General features: G+C 73.0%; 20 protein-coding genes. 16 read left to right on the top strand and 4 right to left on the bottom strand.

Going from position 1 to position 21895, the window contains the following annotated elements:
* Nucleotides 1-13: 13 nt before the first annotated feature.
* The 4 genes from IE273_RS15220 (at nucleotide 14) to IE273_RS15205 (ending at nucleotide 5070) form a co-directional block, all read left to right on the top strand.
* On the top strand, nucleotides 14-1357 hold the full coding sequence (locus IE273_RS15220) for an NYN domain-containing protein (protein ID WP_189815691.1): 1344 nt from the start codon (nucleotides 14-16) through the stop codon (nucleotides 1355-1357).
* Nucleotides 1358-1568: 211 nt separating this feature from the next.
* On the top strand, nucleotides 1569-2609 hold the full coding sequence (locus tag IE273_RS15215) for a C40 family peptidase (RefSeq protein WP_189815690.1): 1041 nt from the start codon (nucleotides 1569-1571) through the stop codon (nucleotides 2607-2609).
* Nucleotides 2610-2847: 238 nt separating this feature from the next.
* Nucleotides 2848-3855, top strand: coding sequence for a C40 family peptidase (locus tag IE273_RS15210; protein ID WP_189815689.1), 1008 nt, complete (start codon nucleotides 2848-2850; stop codon nucleotides 3853-3855).
* 27 nt (nucleotides 3856-3882) lie between these two features.
* Nucleotides 3883-5070: a hypothetical protein gene (locus IE273_RS15205; RefSeq protein WP_189815688.1), complete on the top strand. Its 1188-nt coding sequence runs from the start codon at nucleotides 3883-3885 to the stop codon at nucleotides 5068-5070.
* Between the two features lie 88 nt (nucleotides 5071-5158).
* On the opposite strand, the gene IE273_RS15200 is transcribed toward IE273_RS15205, so the two are convergent.
* Entirely contained in the window at nucleotides 5159-6394 is a 1236-nt protein-coding gene (locus IE273_RS15200; RefSeq protein ID WP_189815687.1) for a glycosyltransferase 87 family protein, read from the bottom strand.
* Between the two features lie 147 nt (nucleotides 6395-6541).
* Between IE273_RS15200 and IE273_RS15195 the strand changes: the two genes are divergently transcribed.
* Together IE273_RS15195 and IE273_RS15190 are read left to right on the top strand one after the other, a co-directional pair.
* A complete protein-coding gene (locus IE273_RS15195) occupies nucleotides 6542-7684 on the top strand; it encodes a glycosyltransferase family 4 protein (RefSeq protein WP_189815686.1) in 1143 nt (380 codons plus the stop codon).
* A 50-nt stretch (nucleotides 7685-7734) separates the two neighbouring features.
* On the top strand, nucleotides 7735-9357 hold the full coding sequence (locus IE273_RS15190) for a GMC oxidoreductase (RefSeq protein WP_189815685.1): 1623 nt from the start codon (nucleotides 7735-7737) through the stop codon (nucleotides 9355-9357).
* A gap of 37 nt (nucleotides 9358-9394) precedes the next feature.
* Here IE273_RS15190 and IE273_RS15185 read toward each other — a convergent pair whose 3' ends face one another.
* Nucleotides 9395-11191, bottom strand: a complete 1797-nt coding sequence (locus IE273_RS15185) for an AMP-dependent synthetase/ligase (RefSeq protein ID WP_189815684.1) — start codon at nucleotides 11189-11191, stop codon at nucleotides 9395-9397.
* A gap of 307 nt (nucleotides 11192-11498) precedes the next feature.
* Between IE273_RS15185 and IE273_RS15180 the strand changes: the two genes are divergently transcribed.
* The 6 genes from IE273_RS15180 to IE273_RS15155 all read left to right on the top strand — a co-directional run bounded on the left by IE273_RS15180 (nucleotide 11499) and on the right by IE273_RS15155 (nucleotide 16513).
* Nucleotides 11499-12296 carry a metallophosphoesterase family protein gene (locus tag IE273_RS15180; protein ID WP_189815683.1) on the top strand — a complete coding sequence of 266 codons (798 nt, stop codon included), beginning with the start codon at nucleotides 11499-11501 and terminating at the stop codon, nucleotides 12294-12296.
* Between the two features lie 123 nt (nucleotides 12297-12419).
* Nucleotides 12420-12863, top strand: coding sequence for an SRPBCC family protein (locus tag IE273_RS15175; RefSeq protein ID WP_014672216.1), 444 nt, complete (start codon nucleotides 12420-12422; stop codon nucleotides 12861-12863).
* 44 nt (nucleotides 12864-12907) lie between these two features.
* Nucleotides 12908-14080, top strand: coding sequence for an ArsA family ATPase (locus tag IE273_RS15170; protein ID WP_189815682.1), 1173 nt, complete (start codon nucleotides 12908-12910; stop codon nucleotides 14078-14080).
* Between the two features lie 56 nt (nucleotides 14081-14136).
* Entirely contained in the window at nucleotides 14137-14625 is a 489-nt protein-coding gene (locus tag IE273_RS15165; protein WP_189815681.1) for a DUF5304 domain-containing protein, read from the top strand.
* 67 nt (nucleotides 14626-14692) lie between these two features.
* Nucleotides 14693-15646, top strand: coding sequence for an ROK family glucokinase (locus tag IE273_RS15160; protein ID WP_103815316.1), 954 nt, complete (start codon nucleotides 14693-14695; stop codon nucleotides 15644-15646).
* A gap of 123 nt (nucleotides 15647-15769) precedes the next feature.
* A complete protein-coding gene (locus IE273_RS15155; RefSeq protein ID WP_189815680.1) occupies nucleotides 15770-16513 on the top strand; it encodes an endonuclease/exonuclease/phosphatase family protein in 744 nt (247 codons plus the stop codon).
* 6 nt (nucleotides 16514-16519) lie between these two features.
* Here IE273_RS15155 and IE273_RS15150 read toward each other — a convergent pair whose 3' ends face one another.
* Both IE273_RS15150 and IE273_RS15145 read right to left on the bottom strand, forming a co-directional pair.
* Entirely contained in the window at nucleotides 16520-17149 is a 630-nt protein-coding gene (locus IE273_RS15150; protein ID WP_189815679.1) for a hypothetical protein, read from the bottom strand.
* On the bottom strand, nucleotides 17142-17921 hold the full coding sequence (locus IE273_RS15145) for an alpha/beta hydrolase (RefSeq protein WP_189815678.1): 780 nt from the start codon (nucleotides 17919-17921) through the stop codon (nucleotides 17142-17144). The genes IE273_RS15150 and IE273_RS15145 overlap by 8 nt, the downstream gene beginning before the upstream one ends.
* Nucleotides 17922-18038: 117 nt before the next feature.
* Here IE273_RS15145 and IE273_RS15140 point away from each other — a divergent pair, with 117 nt between their 5' ends.
* From IE273_RS15140 to IE273_RS15125, 4 genes are all read left to right on the top strand, one after another.
* Entirely contained in the window at nucleotides 18039-18800 is a 762-nt protein-coding gene (locus IE273_RS15140; protein ID WP_189815719.1) for a lysophospholipid acyltransferase family protein, read from the top strand.
* A 37-nt stretch (nucleotides 18801-18837) separates the two neighbouring features.
* Complete coding sequence (macS, locus tag IE273_RS15135) at nucleotides 18838-20073, top strand: MacS family sensor histidine kinase (RefSeq protein ID WP_189815677.1); 1236 nt, start codon at nucleotides 18838-18840, stop codon at nucleotides 20071-20073.
* Nucleotides 20070-20744 (top strand): response regulator, encoded by a 675-nt coding sequence (locus IE273_RS15130; RefSeq protein WP_014672207.1) that lies wholly within the window; start codon nucleotides 20070-20072, stop codon nucleotides 20742-20744. The genes macS and IE273_RS15130 overlap by 4 nt, the downstream gene beginning before the upstream one ends.
* Before the next feature lie 120 nt (nucleotides 20745-20864).
* Nucleotides 20865-21893 carry a 6-phosphofructokinase gene (locus IE273_RS15125; RefSeq protein ID WP_189815676.1) on the top strand — a complete coding sequence of 343 codons (1029 nt, stop codon included), beginning with the start codon at nucleotides 20865-20867 and terminating at the stop codon, nucleotides 21891-21893.
* Nucleotides 21894-21895 lie beyond the last annotated feature (2 nt).

Raw genomic sequence — 21895 nt, 5'->3', positions numbered from 1 at the left:
TGGGGTGTGACGGATGGTGGAGACCGCAGGCGGGGGGCCGGGCGACGGCACCGCCGAGGTGCTTGACCGTCCGCTGCCCGACGGCGTGCGCAAGCGGGTCGTGCAGATCGTGTCGGACGGCTTCGGCGGGCTGACCGTGGCCGAACTGCCCGCCCAGCTCAGACAGTACGCCCGGTTCGCCCCCAATCGCCGGGCGAAGTTCGCCGGGAACGCGATGGCGGCGGCGCTGGAGACCGATGCCGTGTTCCGGCAGCGGATCGGGGAGCGGTTCAGAGAGGCGCAGCCGGAACTCGCCGGTGCCCTCGACGCCGGCTCCCCGCCCCCGGCCGCGGACCCGCTCGACGTGGCGGCCGCGGCCTACGTGCTGCGCCCGGCGGGCTGGGTGAAGCTGGTCACCGCGGCCGGCGAGGAGGCCCAGCGCGCGCACGCCGAGCGCGCCGACGAGGAGAGCCGGGCCGAGCTGGAGCGGCTGCGCGCGGAGCTGGCGCAGGCCCGCGACCACACCCGCGCCGAGACCGAGCGGCTGCGCACGGAGCTCGAATCGGCGAAGAGGGAAGCGGAATCGCTTCACCGCAAGCTGCGCGCCGCCCTCAGCGACGTCAAGCGGGGCGAGGCCGCGCTGCGCAAGGCGCAGGGCGAGATGGACGCCGTACGCGCCGAGGCGCAGGCGCAGGTGTCGGCCGCGGAGAGCGAGTCCCGGCGGCTCAAGGCCCGCCTGGGCGAGGCCGAGGCCGCGCTGGAGGCCACCCGACGGGCGGTCCGGGAGGGCCGCAGCGTGGAGGACATGCGGGTACGGCTGCTGCTCGACACCTTGCTGGAGGCGACCCAGGGGCTGCGGCGCGAACTGGCCCTGCCTCCGGTGTCCGTGCGCCCGGCCGAGACGGTGGACGCGGTCGAACCGGGCCGGATGACGCCGAAGGACATCGCGGCGCGCGCCCTGTCGGAGAACGATCCGGCCATTCTCGATCAACTGCTCGCCCTGCCGCAGGCGCATCTGGTCGTCGACGGCTACAACGTGACCAAGACCGGCTATCCGCAGATGCCGCTGGAGAAGCAGCGGCTGCGGCTGCTGGGGCAGCTCTCCGCGCTCTCCGCGCAGACCGGGGCCGAGGTGACGTGTGTCTTCGACGGCGCCGAACTGGCCGCGCCGGTGCTGCTCGCGCCGCCGCGCGGGGTGCGGGTGCTGTTCTCCAAGCCGGGCGTCACGGCGGACGAGCTGATCCGCCAGCTGGTGCGCGCGGAGCCGCCGGGGCGTCCGGTCATCGTCGCCTCCACCGACCGCGAGGTGGCCGACGGGGTCGCGAAGGCGGGTGCCCGACCGGTGGCCTCTGCGGTGCTTCTGAAGCGACTGTCCTGAAGGTCCAACGGGCGTAGCCGATGCCCGAATTGGCCGTATCGTCACGCAACGTAGCGTCAACCGGCTCTCACTGCACGTGAGTTGTGTGCAAAGAATGCACTCTGTGACGAGATTTTTCGCTGTGGGATTTGAACTGATCACAACGAGGTCACTAGGGTCTGGGCTCGAACCTCCGAACGGGTGATCACTCACAAGAAGGAGTTCGTCCTCCGTGGCGTCCCACCGTCGACCCAAGCAGCCGAGCCGCACCCGTGTGACCGTGCTCACCACCGCTGCCGCAGCTGCCGTCGCGCTCAGCGCCAACGCCGCCAACGCCGCGCCGAGCGAGAAGCTCGGCAAGGACGAGGTCAAGGCGAAGGTCGACAAGCTCTACGAGCAGGCCGAGCAGGCGACCGAGAAGTACAACGGCGCCAAGGAGAAGCAGCAGAAGCTGCAAAAGGAGATCTCCACCATCCAGGACAGCGTCGCCCGCGGCCAGGAGGAGCTCAACAAGCTGCGCGACGGCCTGGGTTCGCTGGCCACCGCCCAGTACCGCTCCGGCGGCATCGACGCCTCGGTCCAGCTCTTCCTGTCGTCCAACCCGGACGACTACCTCGACAAGGCGTCCACGCTCGACCAGTTGAGCAGCCAGCAGGTCGACGCGCTGAAGAAGATCCAGGACAAACAGCGCGAACTCGCCCAGGAGCGGGCCGAGGCGACGGAGAAGCTCAAGGACCTCTCCGCCACCCGCACCGAGCTGGGCAACAAGAAGAAGGAAGTCCAGAGCAAGCTCGCCGAGGCGCAGAAGCTCCTGAACTCCCTCACCGCCAAGGAGAAGGCGCAGCTCGCCGAGGAGCAGCAGCGCGCCAACCGCTCCTCCACCGAGCGCGTGGACCTCGGCGACACCCCGCCCGGCTCCGGTTTCGCCCAGGCGGCCTTCTCCGCCGCCCAGACCCGGCTCGGCTCTCCCTACGTCTACGGCGCCACCGGCCCCTCCTCCTTCGACTGCTCGGGCCTGACCTCCTGGGCCTACGCCCAGGCCGGTGTCTCCATCCCGCGCACCTCCGAGGCGCAGTCGCAGATCGGCACGAGGATCTACAACCAGAGCGACCTCAAGGTCGGCGACCTGGTCTTCTTCTTCAACGACCTGCACCACGTCGGCCTCTACGCGGGCCGCGGCCAGATCCTGCACGCCCCGCGTACCGGCACGGTCGTCCGGTACGAGTCGATGACGACCATCGGTGGCCCGTTCATGTTCGGCGTCCGGGTCTGACACCCGGCGACACACGGACACGGTGGCGCCCGAACGGGCGAATCCCGGGGACCGGAACTGACTCCACGCCCCGCCGTTGACCTGCGTCAGCGGCGGGGCGTCAGTCTGTGTTGACTCCGAGGTCTTTGGCCCCGGCCCGTCCGCGCGGCTACTGTCTGCCGCGTTTCCCCGGCGCCGGGGCCTCCCCGTCCCCAGGCGCCGGGGAAACGGTCTGTGTCCGCCAGCAGTGAGGACTGCCGTGGGGTCCCATCGTCGCCTTGCCCCGTCCGGATTCGACCGGGGTGCCGTCGCCCTGTGCGTGCTGTCGGCCGCCGCCGCGCTCGGCGCCGTACCGGCCCAGGCCGTGCCGGGCGCCGACACCCGGGCCGAGGTGGACCGCCTGTACGAGGAGGCCGAGAAGGCGACCCAGGCCTTCGACAAGGCCGACGAGCGCGCCGGCCGGCTGCGCCGGGAGGTCCGGGACGCCCAGGACCACATCGCCCGGCAGCAGCAGCGCGTCAACGACCTGCGGGAGCAGCTCGGTTCGCTGGCCGGTGCCCAGTACCGCTCCGGTGGCCTCGACCCGACGGTCGCCCTGCTCTTCTCCACCGACCCCGACGACTACCTGGACAAGGCGTCCACGCTCGACCGCATCAGTGCCCGGCAGACCCGCCGGCTGGGGGAGTTGCAGTCGGCGCTGCGCGACCTCGCGCAGGAGCGGGCGGAGGCGGCCGGGAAGCTCGCCGAGCTGGAGAAGAGCCGCGAGGCCGTGGCCGCGCACAAGCGGACCGTGGAGCGCAAGCTCGCCCGGGCCCGGCGGCTGCTCAACGCCCTGCCCGCCGCCGACCGCGCGGCCTACGACCGGGCCTCCCGTGACGGCCGCGCCGCCCTGCCCGGCCTGAGCGGCGTGCCCGCCCCCGACGGCCGCGCCGCCGCCGCCCTGGCCGCCGCCCGCTCCGCCCTCGGCCGGCCCTATGTGTGGGGCGCCAACGGCCCCTCCGGCTTCGACTGTTCGGGCCTGATGCAGTGGGCGTACGCGCACGCCGGGGTCCATCTGCCGCGCACCTCGCAGGAGCAGCGGTTCGCCGGCCGGCGGGTGCCGCTCTCCCAGGCCCGCCCCGGTGACCTGGTCGTCTACCGCTCCGACGCCAGCCATGTGGCGATGTACGCCGGCAACGGCCAGGTCATCCACGCCCCCTATCCCGGTGCTCCGGTGCGCTACGACCCGGTCGGGATGATGCCGGTCTCCTCGGTCACCCGGCCCTGACCGCCCTCCTCGCCGTACGATCGGGAAATGGCTGGTCGCAGGCGGGCGTGGGAGATCGGGGCCGTGGGGCTCGCCCTGCTGCTGCCGCTGGCCGGGTGCGGCGGGCACACGGTGACCGACTCCGCGCGGGCCGAGGTGCAGCGGCTGCTCGACCGGCGCGCGGCGGCCCTGCTCGGCCACGACGAGACGGCGTACGGCGCGACCGGCACCCGCACCGAGTACCCCCGGCTGCGCGCCCTCCCGCTGTCCTCCTGGAGCTACCGGGTCACCGCTCTGCGCCGCACCTCCTCGGGCGCCACCGCCGACGCCGACCTGCGCTACCGCGTCGCCGGCTACGACGGGGCCCCCGTCGACGCCCGCCGCACCCTCACCCTGGGCCGCGCGGCCGACGGCCACTGGTACGTCACCGCCGACAAGCCCGCCCGGAAGGCCGGGCAGCAGTTGTGGGACCAGGGGACGGTGACCGCAGTCAAGGGCGCGCACAGCCTGGTGCTCGGCGCCGGGGGGTCCGCCGCGGGCCTGCGGCCGTACGCGCGCCTGGCCGACCGGGCGGTTCCCGCCGTCTCCGGGGCGTGGGGCCGCCACTGGAGCCGCCGGATCGTCGTCCTCGTCCCCCCGTCCCTTGAGGGCATGGCGGCGCTGCTCGGCTCGCCCGCCGCCGAGTACCGGGGCATCGCGGCCGTCACCACGGGCGAGTCGGGCGGCTCCGGCCGGTCGCCGGCGGACCGGGTGCTGGTCAACCCGGAGGCGTACGCCGTGCTCGGGGACGCCGGCAAACAGGTCGTCCTCACCCACGAGACGACCCATGTCGCCACCCGGGCGGACACCACCGCCGCCACCCCGCTGTGGCTCTCCGAGGGCTACGCCGACTGGATCGGCTATCTGGGCACCGGCCGCACCCCGGCCGAGATCGCGCCGGAACTGGCCCGGGCCGTCCAGGACGGCGAGGCGCCCGACGCGCTCCCCGGCGACGGGGACTTCGCCTTCACCCGCGAGCCGAGCCGGCTCGCGCGGGCCTACGAGGGCGGCTGGCTGGCCTGCCGGATGATCGCCGAGCGGTGGGGCGCGGACCGGCTCGCCGCCTTCTACCGGGCCGTCGGCGCCCACGGGAAGCGGGCGGGCGCGGTGCGGGAGGCACTGGAGAAGGTGCTCGGGACGACACCGGGGCAGTTCACCACGCGCTGGCGCGACTACATCACGACCCGCCTCGGCTGACCACGGCGGCCTGCTCGGCGCGGCCCCGCCCGGTCAGGGACGGCACCCGGCGCGGGAGGCGGCCGTACGACCGCCCTGGCCGCCCGCGTCAGGAGGACACCGGGGTCTGTGTCGCGCGGGTGGTCCGGGGCGGGAAGGGGGTGGTCGCGGACGGCGGGGCGGTCGCGCGCCACAGCCGACGGGCCGCCGTGACCGTGGCCGCGACCAGCAGGCCGTTGCGCACCGCCAGCAGCGTGACCCCGTACCAGTCGCTCGTCACCACGTGCGAGAAGCCCAGCGGGAACTCCAGGACCGTCACGAAGGACGCGAGGAGGCAGAGCAGCGCGGGCGGTCCCATGCGGCTCGCCCGGTACGACAGGCACACGGCGGCCAGGCCGATCAGCCACACCAGGTACTGGGGGCTGATCACCCGGCTGGTCACCGTGAACAGCAGCACCGCCGTCAGGGCCGCGTCGGCGAGGGTGTGCGGCGCGAACCGGGTCGCGCGCAGCCGCCACAGCAGCAGCCAGCCGAACGCGGCCCCGGTCAGCGCCAGCGCGGCCGTGCTGACCTGGTCGACGTGCGGGCCCAGGAACTCGATCGAGCCGTAGTTCAGCAGCACCTCGCCCCGCCAGCCGAAGTGCCGGGCCACGTGGAAGACCAGGGCGCCCAGCGATTCCACCTCGGTGCCCCGGTCCCGCTGGAAGGTCAGGAACGCGAAGGCGCCCGGCATGGACACCGCGAACAGCAGCGCGAGACCCGCCGCGGTCACCGCCGCCGCCGCCCACGCGCGCCGCCGCACGGCACCGACCAGCAGCAGCGCCGGCCACACCTTCAGCAGCGCCCCGAAGGCCGTCAGGGCGCCCATCACCCGCGGGTGCCGGGTCCCGGCCAGCAGCGCCGCCACGGCCACCGCGGTCACCATCACGTCGTAGCGGGCGTACACCGTCGGCCCGAGCAGCGGCACGCCCGCCACCCACACCCAGGCCCCGCGCGGCGACCGGTCCGGCCGTCCGCCCGCGTACCGCAGCAGGGCCAGCACGACGGCGTCGGCGAGGCAGGCCAGCACGAAGAAGGCGTGCGCGTACGACAGGAAGGGCAGGACGCCGGGGGAGAGGACGGGGAGGGCCGCGGCGGGCGGGTACTGCCAGGTCACGTCGTCCAGCGGAAACGTTCCTTGACGCAGGACCTCGTACCAGCCGCGGTAGATCACCGACACGTCCGAGGTGACGTCCGGGCCCGGGAACGCGAACACCCGGAACACGAACAGCAGCAGCAGCGCACGGGTGACGGCCCAGGTCGCGAGCAGCCATGCCAGGGACCGCCCGGCACCCTTCGTCTCCACCTGATTCCCCTGCCGTCCGGTTCCCGCGTCGATCGCCGTGCCGTTCGCATCCGCTGCGAGCGTCCATGATGGCGTGCACACCTGTGCGCATGCCACAGGCTCGGCCGCGCCCGACCTCGAACGCTCCGTTCGGTAGGGTCGGCGGCGATGCACAAGACCCTGATCGTCACCAACGACTTCCCGCCCCGGCCGGGCGGCATCCAGGCATTCCTGCACAACATGGCCCTGCGCCTGGACCCCGGTCGGCTGGTCGTCTACGCCTCCACCTGGAAGCGCGGCCGGGAGGGCGCCGAGGCCACCGCCGCCTTCGACGCCGAGCAGCCCTTCACCGTCGTACGCGATCGTACGACCATGCTGCTGCCCACCCCGGGGGCCACCCGGCGGGCGGTCGGGCTGCTCCGCGAGCACGGGTGCGCGTCCGTGTGGTTCGGCGCGGCGGCACCGCTGGGCCTGATGGCGCCGGCGCTGCGGAAGGCCGGCGCCGAGCGGCTGGTGGCCACCACCCACGGTCACGAGGCCGGCTGGGCCCAGCTCCCCGCCGCCCGGCAGCTGCTGCGCCGGATCGGCGAGTCCACGGACACGATCACCTACCTCGGCGAGTACACCCGCTCCCGGATAGCGACCGCCCTCACGCCTCAGGCGGCCTCGCGGATGGCGCAGCTGCCGCCGGGGGTCGACGAGAAGACCTTCCACCCGGCCTCCGGCGGCGACGAGGTCCGCGCCCGGCTCGGGCTCACCGACCGCCCGGTGGTCGTCTGCGTCTCCCGGCTGGTCCCGCGCAAGGGCCAGGACACCCTGATCCGGGCCATGCCCCGCATCCTGGCCGCCGAGCCGGACGCCGTGCTGCTGATCGTCGGCGGCGGACCGTACGAGAAGGACCTGCGCCGCCTCGCCCACGAGACGGGGGTCGCCGGCTCGGTGCGCTTCACCGGCGCCGTGCCCTGGTCCGAGCTGCCCGCGCACTACGGCGCCGGGGACGTCTTCGCGATGCCCTGCCGCACCCGGCGCGGCGGCCTGGACGTGGAGGGCCTCGGCATCGTCTACCTGGAGGCGTCGGCGACCGGCCTGCCGGTCGTCGCGGGCGACTCGGGCGGCGCCCCGGACGCGGTCCTGGAGGGCGAGACGGGCTGGGTGGTCCGGGGCGGCTCGGTGGAGCAGACCGCCGAACGGATCGTGGTGCTGCTGGCCGACGCCGGACTGCGCCGCCGCATGGGGGAGCGGGGCCGGCGGTGGGTGGAGGAGAGGTGGCGCTGGGACCTGCTGGCGGAGCGGCTGAAGACGTTGCTCTGAACCGTGCCGGCACTCTGGGCGGAATCCGAAAATCCGCCGATGCTGGCCGCATGACAGCAAAACTGACGAGGCGTCACATCCTCGGGGTGGCCGCACTGCACACCGCCGCCACCCTCGGTCTCACCCGTATCGGTCTCCAGTCCGCGCGGGCCGTCGAACCGGCCGCCGTCGACAACTCCCCCGCGATCGTGGTCGGTTCCGGATACGGCGGCGCGGTCGCCGCCCTCCGCCTCGGCCAGGCCGGCATCCGCACGCTCGTCCTGGAGATGGGCCGGCTGTGGAACACCGCCGGCGCCGACGGCAAGGTGTTCTGCTCCACCACCGCCCCCGACCAGCGCTCCATGTGGTTCCGCACCCGCACCGAGGCCCCGCTCGCCACGTTCCTCTGGCTGGACGTGGTCAACAGGGCCATCACGCCCTACCCGGGCGTCCTGGACCGCGTGCACTACGACCACATGTCCGTCTACGTCGGCCGGGGCGTCGGCGGCGGCTCCCTGGTCAACGGCGGCATGGCGGTCACCCCGCCCCGGTCCTACTTCACCGAGCAGTTCCCGGCCGTGGACGCCGACGAGATGTACGGCACCTGGTTCCCACGCGCCCGCGCCATGCTCGGCGTCAACTCCGTCGACCCCGCCTGGTTCGAGTCGACCGAGTGGTACCGGTTCACCCGGACCTCCCGGAAGGCCGCCGCCAACGCCGGCCTGAAGACCACCTTCGTCCCCAACGTCTACGACTTCGGCCACATGCGGCGCGAGGCCGCCGGTACGGCCGAGAAGTCCGCGCTCGCCGGCGAGGTCATCTACGGCAACAACCACGGCAAGCGCAGCCTCGACCAGACCTACCTGGCCGCCGCCCTCGGCACCGGCAACGTCACGATCCACACCCTGGAGAAGGTCACGTCGGTCACCCGGGCGAGCGACGGTTCGTACGTCCTGACCGCCGACCGGATCGACGACACCGGCGCGGTCGTGGAGACCAGGCAGTACGGCTGCACGTACCTCTTCCTCGGCGGCGGCAGCCTCGGCACCACCGAACTCCTCGTCCGCGCCCGGGACACCGGCACCCTGCCCGACCTCGACCCGGCCGTGGGCGCCGGCTGGGGCACCAACGGCAACACCATGCTCGGCCGCGCCAACCACCTGTGGGACACCGTCGGCGCCGACCAGGCCACCATGCCCGTCATGGGCATCGACGACTGGGCCAACGCCGACAACCCGGTCTTCGCGGAGATCGCACCGCTGCCCATGGGCTTCGAGCACTGGATCAGCCTGTACCTCGCCATCACCAAGAACCCCGAGCGGGCGACGTTCTCGTACGACGCCTCCTCCGGCCGGGTGCGGCTCGGCTGGACAGCCGCCCAGAGCGCCGTCTCCGTCGGCATGGCCAAGAAACTGTTCGACCGGATCAACGCGGCCAACGCGACGATCTACCGGTACGACCTGTTCGGCTCCGGCGACAAGGTCTTCGCGGACGACTTCACCTACCACCCGCTCGGCGGCTGCGTGCTGGGCAGGGCCACCGACGCCTACGGGCGGGTGAAGAGATACCCACGGCTGTACGTCACCGACGGCTCGCTCGTCCCCGGGTCGATCGGCGTGAACCCCTTCGTCACCATCACGGCCCTCGCCGAACGCACCATGGCGCGGGTCCTCGCCGAGGACACCGCGCCATGAGGCACCGCCCGGATCACCGGGCGTGGACCGCCGCCCCTCACTTGGCGTAGATCGCCTCGATCTCGGCCGAGTAGTCCTTCGCCACCACGTTCCGCTTGAGCTTCAGCGACGGGGTGAGGTGGCCCGACTCCTCCGTGAACTGGGAGGGCAGAATGCGGAACTTCCGCACCGATTCCGCCTTCGACACCGCGGCGTTGCCGTCGTCCACGGCCTCCTGGATCGCCGCGAGCAGATCCGGGTCGTCCCTCAGCGACGCCGCGGTGGAGCCCGCCGGCTTGCCGTGCTCGGCGCACCAGCGGCCCAGGAACTCCTCGTCGATGGTGACCAGCGCGCCCACGAACGGCCGCCCGTCGCCGACCACCATGCACTCCGCGACCAGCGCGTGCGCCCGAATCCGGTCCTCGATCACCGCGGGGGCCACGTTCTTGCCGCCCGCCGTGACGATGATCTCCTTCTTCCGGCCGGTGATCCGCAGATAGCCGTCCTCGTCGAGGGTGCCGATGTCACCGGTGTGGAACCAGCCGTCGGCCAGCGCCTCCGCCGTCGCGCCCGGGTTGTTCCAGTACTCCTTGAACAGGTGCTCGCCGTGCAGCAGCACCTCGCCGTCGTCGGCGATCCGCACCACCGAGCCGGGCAGCGGCTGCCCGACCGTGCCGATCTTCTGCCGGTCCCACGGGTTGAACGCGGTCGCCGCACAGGACTCGGTCAGTCCGTAGCCCTCCAGCACCGTGAAGCCGATGCCCCGGAAGAAGTGCCCGAGCCGCTCGCCCAGCGGGGCGCCGCCGGAGATGGCGTACTCGCCCCGGCCGCCCAGGACCGCGCGCAGCTTGCTGTAGACCAGCTTGTCGAAGACCTTGTGCTTCAGCTTCAGGCCGAACGACGGGCCCGACGGGCTGTCCAGCGCCTTGCTGTAGGCGATCGCGGTGTCCGCCGCCTTGTCGAAGACCGCGCCCTTGCCGTCCGCCTGCGCCTTGGCCCGCGCCGCGTTGTAGACCTTTTCGAAGACCCGCGGCACACCGAGGATCAGCGTCGGCCGGAACGCGGCCAGTTCGTCGGTGAGGTTCTTGATGTCCGGGAGGCAGCCCAGCTTGATCGGCGCCATCATCGGCGCCACCTGCACCAGCCGCCCGAAGACGTGCGCGAGCGGCAGGAAGAGCAGGACGGAGCACTCGCCGGTGCGGAACAGCGGGCGCAGCCGCTCCACGACGTTCCCGCACTCGGCGAAGAAGCTGCGGTGGGTGAGGACACAGCCCTTGGGGCGCCCGGTCGTGCCGCTGGTGTAGACGATGGTCGCCGGGTCGTCGGCCTTGGCGAGTGAGCTGCGCTCCTCCACCGTCGCGTCCGACACGTCCTGCCCGAGCCGGCCCAGCTCCGCGACGCCCCCGGCCTCGATCTGCCAGACGTGCTTCAGCGCGGGCAGCGACTCGCGCACCGCCTCCACGGCCGCCACGTGGTTGTCCAGCTCCACGACGCAGGCGGTGGCACCCGAGTCGGACAGGATCCACTGCACCTGCTCCGGCGAGCTGGTCTCGTACACCGGCACGGTGATCGCGCCCGCGCTCCAGATCGCGAAGTCCAGCAGCGTCCACTCGTAGCGCGTCCGCGACATCAGGCCCACCCGGTCGCCCGGCTGCACCCCGGAGGCGATGAGACCCTTGGCGGCCGTGCGCACCTCGGCCAGGAACTCTCGGGCGGTCACGTCCTGCCAGCCACCCCCCACCTTGCGGGCGATCACGGCGACGTCGGGATGCTGCGCGGCGTTTCTGCGGACGATGTCGGTCAGATTCCCGTCCGCGGGGACCTCGTACAAAGCCGGAAGGCTGAACTCGCGCAAGACTGCTGCTCCTCATAGGGCGCCGGCGCCACGACGTTGTGCGATGCGACGGTGCGGTCCAAGGCTCGGGCAGGTGCTCCGGAGCAACATGAGGATTCACATGTCGAAATCCCGAGCACGACTGGACTGCCCGGACGTTACCCGCCGGTATGGCTTCTACGACAGGGGGTCCCGGCGAGATGTTCGCTGCGTCACACACGTGGGCGTTCCTTCGCGCACAGTAGTCCACGGCCGAACCGACCGGCGAGTAACCGCAGGCCGGACCGGCACTGTTCACCTGGACCGCACGCGCCTACGCTTGATCGCCATGGCATCCACACGTTCCGGCACCCGGCGGACCCGCGTCCATGTGGTCAGCGACGTGCACGGCAACGCCCGAGACCTGGCCCGGGCCGGCGACGGTGCCGACGCCCTGGTCTGCCTCGGCGACCTCGTCCTCTTCCTCGACTACGCCGACCACGCGCGCGGCATCTTCCCGGACCTGTTCGGCAAGGAGAACGCCGACCGCATCGTCGAGCTGCGCACCGCCCGCCGCTTCGAGGAGGCCCGCGCGTTCGGCGCCCGGCTGTGGGCCGGGATCGGCGCCGACCGGGCCACGGCCATCGAGAAGGCCGTGCGCAAGCAGTACGCCGAGCTGTTCGCCGCGTTCCCCACCCCGACGTACGCCACCTACGGCAATGTCGACATGCCGACGCTCTGGCCGGAGTACGCCCGGCCCGGCACCAGGGTCCTCGACGGCCAGCGGGCGGAGATCGGCGGGTGGACCTTCGGCTTCGTCGGCGGCGGCCTGCGCACCCCGATGCGGACCCCGTACGAGATCAGCGACGAGGAGTACGCGGCGAAGATCGAGGCCGTCGGCGAGGTCGACGTCCTGTGCACCCACATCCCCCCGGAGGTGCCCGAACTGGTCTACGACACCGTGGCCCGCCGCTTCGAGCGGGGCAGCCGGGCCCTGCTGGACGCCATCCGCCGCACCCGGCCCCGGTACGCCCTGTTCGGGCACGTGCACCAGCCGCTGGTCCGCCGGATGCGGATCGGCGCCACCGAGTGCGTGAACGTGGGGCACTTCGCCGGGACCGGCACCCCCTGGGCACTCGAATGGTGAGCTCCGGCAGGCGCGGTGAAGGCGGCAGGTCGGCGGCGCGGTAGCCTTCACGCTGCACACACGTGCGCAGCCCGGCGCACACGAACCTCTCCCACCCGGCCCGCATCTGGAGGAGCCACCGCGATGGCGGAACACACCAGTTCGAGCATCACGATCGAGGCGGCTCCGGCCGACGTCATGGCGGTGATCGCCGACTTCGCGCGCTACCCGGACTGGACCGGTGAGGTGAAGGAGGCGGACGTCCTCGCCACGGACGAGCGGGGCCGCGCCGAACAGGTCCGCCTCGTCATGGACGCCGGCGCCATCAAGGACGACCAGACCCTCGCCTACACCTGGACCGGCGACCACGAGGTCTCCTGGACCCTCGTCAAGTCCCAGATGCTCCGTTCCCTCGACGGTTCCTACCTCCTGAAGCCGGCCGGCGCGGGCGCCACCGAGGTCACCTACCAGCTCACGGTCGACGTCAAGATCCCCATGCTGGGCATGATCAAGCGCAAGGCGGAGAAGGTCATCATCGACCGGGCACTGGCGGGTCTGAAGAAGAGGGTGGAGTCGGGGGAGAAGTAGACGCCTCCGTCCGCCCCCCGCGCTCGACGGTACCGTTCACCGTCATGCGCACCATCCTGATCACGGGCCCCGGCGGCAGCGGTCGTACGACCGTGGCCGCCGCCACCGCGCTCGAAGCCGCCCGCGAGGGCCACCGCACCCTCCTGCTGAGCGCCGACCGCACGGACACCCCGGGCACGGCCCTGGGCACCGCGACAGGACCGGTCCCCGCCGAGGTCACCGAGCACCTCAGCGCCTGGCGGCCCGACGCCGCCGAACGCTTCCGCCAGGACCTCACCGCCTTCCAGACCCGCGCCGCGAACGTCCTCGACCTCCTCGGCGCCGCCCGCCTGGACGCCGAGGAGGTCACCCCGCTGCCCGGCGCGGAGGAACTGTCCTTCCTGCGCGCGCTGCGGGACGCGGCCCTGTCCGAGCGGTACGACCTCCTCGTCGTCGACCTCCCGCCCCTCCCGCAGGCCCTCGCCCTGCTCGCCCTGCCCGAGGAACTGCGCCGCTACCTGCGCCGCCTCCTGCCGCCCGAACGGCAGGCCGCCCGCGCCCTGCGCCCGGTCCTCGGCCGGCTCGCCGGCGTCCCCATGCCCGCCGACTGGCTCTACGAGACGGCGGCCCGCTGGGACGTCGAACTCGCCGCCGTCGAGGCCGTCCTCACCGACCGGAACACCGCCGTACGCCTGGTCGCCGAGCCCGGCCCGGCCGGTGCCGACGCCGTCCGCGCCGCCACCCTCGGCCTCGCCCTGCGCGCCCTGCGCACCGAGTCCCTGATCGCCAACCGCGCCCTGCCCGAGACCGCCCCCGACAGCTGGCTCTCCTCGCTGCTGGCCCAGCAGCGCAAGACGCTCGCCGACTGGCGGGAGTCGTACGACGTCCACCCCGTCCCGCACCTCGGCCACGACCCGCACGGCCCGGACGACCTCACCGCCCTCGCCGTGCCCGGCGTCAACCCGGAGACCACCCCGGTCGGGTGGCCCGTCACCGACCGGCTCGCCGAGGACGGCGTGCTCGTCTGGCACCTCCCGCTGCCCGGCGCGATACGGGACGAGCTGGACCTCGTCCGGCGCGGCGACGAACTCCTGATCACCGCGGGCCCGTTCCGCCGGATCGTCGCGCTGCCCTCCGCCCTGCGCCGCTGCACCGTCGCCGGCGCCGGGCTCCGGGACGGCGAGCTGCGCATCCGGTTCGCCCCGGACCCGGACCTGTGGCCCGCCGCCGGACGGTGAACCGGATGCGCCCGTTCGGGTAACGTCGTAAAGGCGAACCGTAGTCAGGAGCCGCCATGAGCGAAGAGCCTCCCGCACCCGACCCGACCCCGGAGGAGCCGGCGAAGGCGACCGACGCCGACGCCTGGGCCACGGCCGCCGCCGAGGACCTCGCCGCCGAGCAGGCCCGCCGCCGCGCCGAGCACGGCCCGCCGCCGGGCTCGGCGGCCGAGGAACTGAAGAAGCTCGTGGACACGGTGGCCGACAAGCTGGCCGGCCTCCAGTCACCGCTCCTCGGCGGCCTCGCCGGACCCGCCGCCCAGCAGGTGGTGCGGCAGGTCGTCCAGCAGGCGAAGGCCGCCGTCGAGCCCGTCATAGACCGCAACCCGGACGTCTTCGACCACCTGGCCGCGGCCGGCGGCGAACTGCTCGCCGCCTACCGCTCCGCCGTCCAGGCCCAGGAGCGCCGCTGGACCACCGGCACGGCCGACCCGGCGCGGGACCGGAAGGACCCGCGCGACCCGGGCGAGGGCACCGGTCCAGGAGAGCGCATCGACCTGGACTGAAACCCTCGCACGGCAGGGCCTCGGGTACGGTTGGCCGTAGCGGGGCTCGACCGAAACTGAGGGATTCATGGGACTCACCATCGGCGTCGACATCGGCGGCACGAAGATCGCGGCCGGCGTGGTCGACGAGGAAGGCAACATCCTCTCGACCTTCAAGGTGCCGACCCCCACCACGCCCGAGGCCATCGTGGACGCCATCGCCTCGGCGGTGGAGGGCGCGCGCGCCGGGCACGAGATCGTCGGCGTGGGTATCGGCGCGGCCGGTTACGTCAACCGGCAGCGCTCCACGGTGTACTTCGCGCCGAACATCGACTGGCGCAACGAGCCGCTCAAGGAGAAGGTCGAGGCACGCACCGGCCTCCCGGTCGTGGTGGAGAACGACGCCAACGCCGCCGCCTGGGGCGAGTACAAGTTCGGCGCCGGCAAGGGCCACCGCAACGTCATCTGCATCACGCTCGGCACCGGCCTCGGCGGCGGCATCATCATCGGCAACAAGCTGCGCCGCGGCCACTTCGGCGTGGCCGCCGAGTTCGGCCACATCCGGATGGTGCCGGACGGCCTGCTGTGCGGCTGCGGCTCGCAGGGCTGCTGGGAGCAGTACGCCTCCGGCCGCGCCCTGGTCCGCTACGCCAAGCAGCGCGCCAACGCCACCCCGGAGAACGCCGACCTGCTGCTCTCGCTGGGCGACGGCACCCCGGAGGGCATCGAGGGCAAGCACATCTCCATGGCCGCCCGCCAGGGCGACCCCGTCGCCGTGGACTCCTACCGCGAGCTGGCCCGCTGGGCCGGCGCCGGCCTCGCCGACCTGGCCTCCCTCTTCGATCCGTCCGCCTTCATCGTCGGCGGTGGCCTGTCCGACGAGGGCGAACTGGTGCTCGACCCCATCCGCAAGTCCTACAAGCGCTGGCTGGTCGGCGGCAACTGGCGTCCGGTCGCCGATGTGATCGCGGCCCAGCTGGGCAACAAGGCGGGCATGGTGGGCGCGGCGGACCTGGCCCGGGAACCCGACCCGATCATGTAGTGCCCGAAGGGGCGCGGGGCTGTGCGGACGTGCGGTTCCGCCGCGTGCGCGCGACCGGCCGCGAAGCCGCGGCGGTCACCCACGCACCTCGCGCCCCGGCCCACTGGGCGTACATTGATCCACATGGCGCTGCTCCCCAACTCCGCAACAGAGCCCGACGGTTCCGCGGGCATCCGCGTCCTGAGCTACAACATCCGCTCGATGCGCGACGACACGGACGCTCTGGCGAGGGTCATCACCGCCTGCGCCCCCGACCTGGTCCTCGTCCAGGAGGCCCCCCGGTTCTTCCGCTGGCGCAAGAAGCTGGCGCGGCTCGCCGCGGCCTCCGGCCAGGTCATCCTCACCGGCGGCGCCACGGCGGCGGGACCGGCGATCCTGTGCTCCCTGCGCGCCACCGTCGAACGCACGGAGGACGTCCTCCTCCCGCTCACCCCCGGCCTCCACCGGCGCGGCTTCGCCACGGCGGTGGTCCGGTTCGGCGCCACCCGCCTCGGCGTGCTGAGCTGCCACCTGTCGCTCCAGCGGGACGAGCGCCACGAGCAGGGCGGCCTGCTCCTCGACCGCCTCGCCGGACTCGGTGTCGAGCACGCCGTCGCGGGCGGCGACCTCAACGAGGGCCCCGACGGCCGTACCTTCCGCCGGCTCGCCGGGACCCTCCAGGACTGCCGTACGACCGCTCCCTGGGGCGGCGAGTTCACCTCCACGCCCGCCGACCCCCGCCGGCGCATCGACGCGGTCTTCGCGACCAAGGGCATCGAGGTGCTGGGCTGCGGGGTGCCCCTGGACCAGCCGGGCGTGCGCGAGGCGGACCTGAGGGCGGCCACGGACCACCTCCCGGTCCTCGCCGCCCTCAGGATCCCGGCCTGAGCCGGCTCAGACCACCGCGCCGCGCCCCGGGTCGTCGTCGTCCTCGTCGTCCGTCCGCATCCGCGTCACCAGCGTCATGAAGCCGCCGAGGAAGCCGCCGATGCCGAGGGTCGCCAGCCACCAGGTCATGTCCCAGCCGAGCAGCACCGCCAGCAGGAGCAGGACCGGGCCGCCGACCACACCGAGCCAGGCGAACCTGGCGGTCGTGTCCGAGGTCGGCAGCGGGGGCGGCTCCGGCGGCACGAAGTGGCCCTCGTCGTCCTCGTCGAAGTCGTCGTCGGACGGCTCGGGCGGCGTGTGGTCCCGCGGGCCGATGGCGGGCGCGAAGGAGACCGAGCCGCCCAGCGGCCGGGCGGGCTGCGGGTCCGCGGAGTCCTCCGGCTCACCGCGGGACTCGCCCTCCTGGTCCTTCGCCACGTTCTTCTCCAGCAGCGCGAGATCCTCGACCGGCTTGAAGGGCCGGGTGCCCGGCGGGTCCGGCGGCTCCTCGCCGTACCCGGCGACGATGGCGCGCCAGGCGGCGTCCTCGTCGAACGGCACCTCCTGCCGGTCCGGCTCCCGGGCCTCGTGACCGCCCTGGCCCTCGCGGTCCTCGCGGCCCTCGCGGTCCTCACGGTCGGAGTCGTGCTCAGCCAACTGCGGCCGTCCCTTCCTTGCCGACACTGGGTGCGAGCCGGCCGATGAAGGCGAGGCTCTCCTCGAAGATCCGGTCCGCGTCCTTGTCCAACGTCGCCACGTGGTAGCTGTGTTCCAGCACGATCTCCGTGACGTCCGTGGCCGACACCCGGCTCAGCACCCGCGCCGAGTCGGCCGCCGGGACGACATGGTCCCGGGCGCTGCGCAGCAGCAGCAACGGCTGCGTGACCTGGGGCAGCTCGCCGTCCAGCCGGCGCAGGAACACCCGCAGCGAGTGCGCCGCGTGCAGCGGCACCCGGTCGTAACCCAGCTCGGCCGCGCCCTCCTTCGCGATGTCGCTGGCGATGCCCTTCGTCGTCCGCACCAGGTGCCGGGCCACCGGAAGGGCGTACGCCGACAGGCCGTGCACCTTGTTGGCCGGGTTGACGACCACCGCGCCCGCGACCCGCTCGCCGTGCCGGGCCGCGAGCCTCAGGGCCAGCGCCCCGCCCATCGACAGGCCCGCGACGAACACCCGGGAGCAGCGCTCGGAGAGCAGCCGCAGTTCACGGTCCACCTGCGCGTACCAGTCCTGCCAGGTGGTGAGCTGCATGTCCTCCCAGCGGGTGCCGTGGCCGGGCAGCAGCGGCAGGGAGACGGTCAGGCCGTGGGCCGCGTGATGCTCCGCCCAGGGGCGCAGCGACTGGGGCGAGCCGGTGAAGCCGTGGCAGAGGAGAACCCCCACCTCACCGCCCTCGTGGCGGTACGGCTCGGCTCCGGGGAGAACTGGCATGTGCTTCACCGTACGCGACCGCACTGACACCGACCAGGGTCGTCGGGCTCATTGACGGTACTCCGGGTTAAGGTCTGTTCGACGGAAACAGGAGGCACACGGGTGTTGTACGGCGCGATGAAGGTCGCCATCGGAGGGCCGCTGAAGGTCGCCTTCAGGCCATGGGTGGAGGGCCTGGAGAACGTTCCGGCCACGGGCCCGGCCATCCTGGCCAGTAATCACCTGTCCTTCTCGGACTCGTTCTTCCTGCCGGTGATGCTGGACCGCAAGGTCACCTTCATCGCCAAGGCGGAGTACTTCACCACCCCGGGCGTGAAGGGCCGGCTCACCGCCGCCTTCTTCAAGGGCGTCGGCCAGCTCCCGGTGGACCGCTCCGGGGCGCGCGGCGCCGGTGAGGCGGCGATCAAGAGCGGCATAGAGGTGCTGGAGCGCGGCGAGCTGTTCGGCATCTACCCGGAGGGCACCCGCTCGCCCGACGGGCGGCTGTACCGGGGCAAGCCCGGCGGCCTCGCGCGCGTGGCCCTCGCCACCGGCGCGCCGGTCATCCCCGTGGCCATGATCGACACGGAGAAGATCCAGCCGCCCGGCCAGGTCGTGCCGAAGCTGATGCGGCCCGGCATCCGCATAGGCAAGCCCCTGGACTTCAGCCGGTACCAGGGCATGGAGCACGACCGGTTCGTGCTGCGGGCGCTGACCGACGAGGTCATGTACGAGATCATGAAGCTCTCCGGCCAGGAGTACGTCGACATGTACGCGACCGCCGCCAAGCGGCAGATCGCGGAGGCGGCGAAGGCGGCCAAGGAAGCGGAGAAGGCCGAGAAGGCGGCGAAGGCGGCCCAGGAGGCGGAACAGGCCGGCAAGGAGCAGGCCGAGTCCTAGACGGGGCACACGGGGGAACCGGGGGGAACCGGGGGACATGCCCAAGCGTGAACGCGTCATGCGCATGTCGGTCGAGCTGCCGCTGTGGCGCGCGCTCGCCGGCTACCGCGTCCTGACCATGCTGTACGCGATCGGCCTGTGCGCCACCGCGTACGACCACTTCGTGCGGCCCTGGGTCGCCGTCGCCTACTACGCCGTCCTGGTCGTGTGGACCCTCGCCACCCTGCCCAAGGTGGCAGGCGCGGCGAGCTGCACCCGGCGCTTCCTGGCCGCCGACCTGGCCGTCGCCCTCGTCGGCATCCTGCTCACCCCGGTCGCCGACAGCCACGAGCGGATCGCGGGCGGCGGCCCCACCCTGCCCTCGATATGGACGGCGGGCGCGGTGCTGGCCTTCGCCGTCAAGGGCGGCTGGCGCTGGGCGGCCGTCGCCTCCACGGCCGTGGCCGCCGTCAACCTGGTCGAGCGCGGCCACCCGGCCCGGGACACCGTGCACAACGTGATCCTCGTCTGGGTGGCCTCCATCGCCATCGGCTACGTGGTGGAGGTGGCCCGCGCCTCCGAGCGCACCCTCGCCCGCGCCCTGGAGATCGAGGCCGCCACCCGGGAACGGGAGCGGCTGGCCCGGGACATCCACGACAGCGTGCTCCAGGTGCTGGCCATGGTGAAGCGCCGGGGCGCGGCCCTCGGCGGCGAGGCGGCCGAGCTGGGCCGGCTGGCCGGGGAGCAGGAGGTGGCGCTGCGCACGCTGGTGTCGGGCGGCCTGGTCCCGGTGTCCCGGGCCTCGGAGGACCTGGCGGCCGGCGCGGTGGTCCGCGCGGTGGAGGAGCCCGACGAGGAGGACCCGGCCGGCCCGGTCGACCTGCGCTCCCTGCTCGCCCGGTACGCGTGCGCCCGGGTCAGCCTCGCCGAGCCCGGCGCCCCGGTGCTGCTGCCGTCGGCCGCGGCCCGCGAGGTGGCCGCCGCGGTCGGGGCCGCCCTGGACAACGTGCGCCGGCACGCGGGGGCGGAGGGCCGGGCCTGGATCCTGGTGGAGGACGAGCCGGACGAGATCGTCGTCACCGTCCGGGACGACGGCCCCGGCATCCCCGAGGGCCGGCTGGCGCAGGCCGAGGGCGAGGGCCGGCTCGGGGTGGCCCAGTCGATCCGGGGCCGGCTGCGCGACCTCGGCGGCAGCGCCGCGATCGTCTCCGTGCCCGGCCAGGGCACGGAAGTGGAACTGAAGGTACCGAAGGGCGCCGTGCGGGCGCGGGGGAAGAAGGCGGAGCAGCGATGACACAGCAGGACCCGATCAAGGTCATGGTGGTGGACGACCACCCGATGTGGCGTGACGCGGTCGCCCGTGACCTGGCCGAGTCCGGCTTCGAGGTGGTCGCCACCGCCGGCGACGGCGAGCAGGCGGTGCGCCGTGCCAAGGCCGCCGCCCCCGACGTCCTCGTGCTGGACCTCAACCTGCCCGCCAAGCCCGGCGTCCAGGTGTGCAAGGAACTCGTCGGCCACAACCCGGCGTTGCGCGTCCTCGTCCTCTCGGCGAGCGGCGAGCACGCGGACGTGCTGGAGGCGGTGAAGTCCGGTGCGACCGGCTATCTGCTGAAGTCGGCCTCCACCGAGGAACTGCTGGACGCGGTGCGCCGTACCGCCGTCGGCGACCCGGTGTTCACGCCGGGTCTCGCCGGGCTGGTCCTCGGCGAGTACCGGCGGCTGGCCGCCGAGCCCGCGCCCGCGCCGGACGCCGACGAACCGGGCGCGCCCCGGCTGACGGACCGGGAGACGGAGGTGCTGCGGCTGGTGGCGAAGGGCCTGAGCTACAAACAGATCGCCGAACGCCTCGTCATCTCCCACCGCACGGTGCAGAACCACGTGCAGAACACCCTCGGCAAGCTCCAGCTGCACAACCGGGTGGAGCTGGTGCGGTACGCGATCGAGCGCGGCCTGGACGAGGAGTAGGACCGGCGCGGGCCCGCTTCCGGCCGTGCACCGGAATCACCCTTCCCGCCCCTCCCGGTGTGACCTGAATCACCATTAGCGTGACCGGGTGTCAGGGAACCGCTGCGAAGGGACATTTCCATGCGGGTCGGAGTACTGACCGGGGGCGGCGACTGCCCCGGGCTCAACGCCGTCATCCGGGGCATCGTCCGCAAGGGCGTGCAGGAGTACGGCTATGACTTCGTCGGCTTCCGGGACGGCTGGCGGGGTCCCCTCGAAGGCGACACCGTCCGTCTCGACATCCCCGCGGTGCGCGGCATCCTGCCCCGCGGTGGCACCATCCTCGGCTCCTCGCGGACCAACCCCCTCAAGGCCGGCGACGGCATCCGCCGGATCAAGGACAACCTGGCCAAGCTGGACGTCCAGGCCCTCATCGTGATCGGCGGCGAGGACACCCTGGGCGTCGCCGCGCGGCTGTCCGGCGAGTACGCGGTGCCCTGCGTCGGAGTGCCGAAGACGATAGACAACGACCTGGCGGCCACCGACTACACCTTCGGCTTCGACACCGCCGTCAACATCGCCACCGAGGCCATCGACCGGCTGCACACCACCGCCGAGTCCCACATGCGGGTCCTCGTGGTGGAGGTGATGGGCCGGCACGCCGGCTGGATCGCCCTGCACTCCGGCCTGGCCGGCGGCGCCAACGTCATCCTCATCCCCGAGCAGCGCTTCGACATCGAGCAGGTCTGCGACTGGGTGACCTCACGGTTCCGGGCGTCGTACGCGCCGATCGTGGTCGTCGCCGAGGGTGCCGTGCCGAAGGACGGCGACATGGTGCTCAAGGACCGTTCGCTGGACTCCTTCGGGCACGTCCGGCTGTCCGGGGTGGGCGAGTGGCTGGCCAAGGAGATCGAGAAGCGCACCGGGAAGGAGGCCCGTACGACGGTCCTCGGGCACGTCCAGCGCGGCGGCACCCCCAGCGCCTTCGACCGCTGGCTCGCCACCCGCTTCGGTCTGCACGCCATCGACTGCGTCCACGACGGCGACTTCGGCACGATGGTCGCCCTGCGCGCCACCGACATCGTCCGCGTCCCCCTCGCCGAGGCGACGGCCCGGCTGAAGACGGTGGACCCGGCGCTGTACCGGGAGGTCGGGGTGTTCTTCGGCTGACG

It is taken from the genome of Streptomyces olivaceoviridis, from assembly GCF_014650115.1.
GTDB lineage: Bacteria > Actinomycetota > Actinomycetes > Streptomycetales > Streptomycetaceae > Streptomyces > Streptomyces olivaceoviridis.
This window is presented reverse-complemented; position numbering and strand designations above follow the sequence as displayed.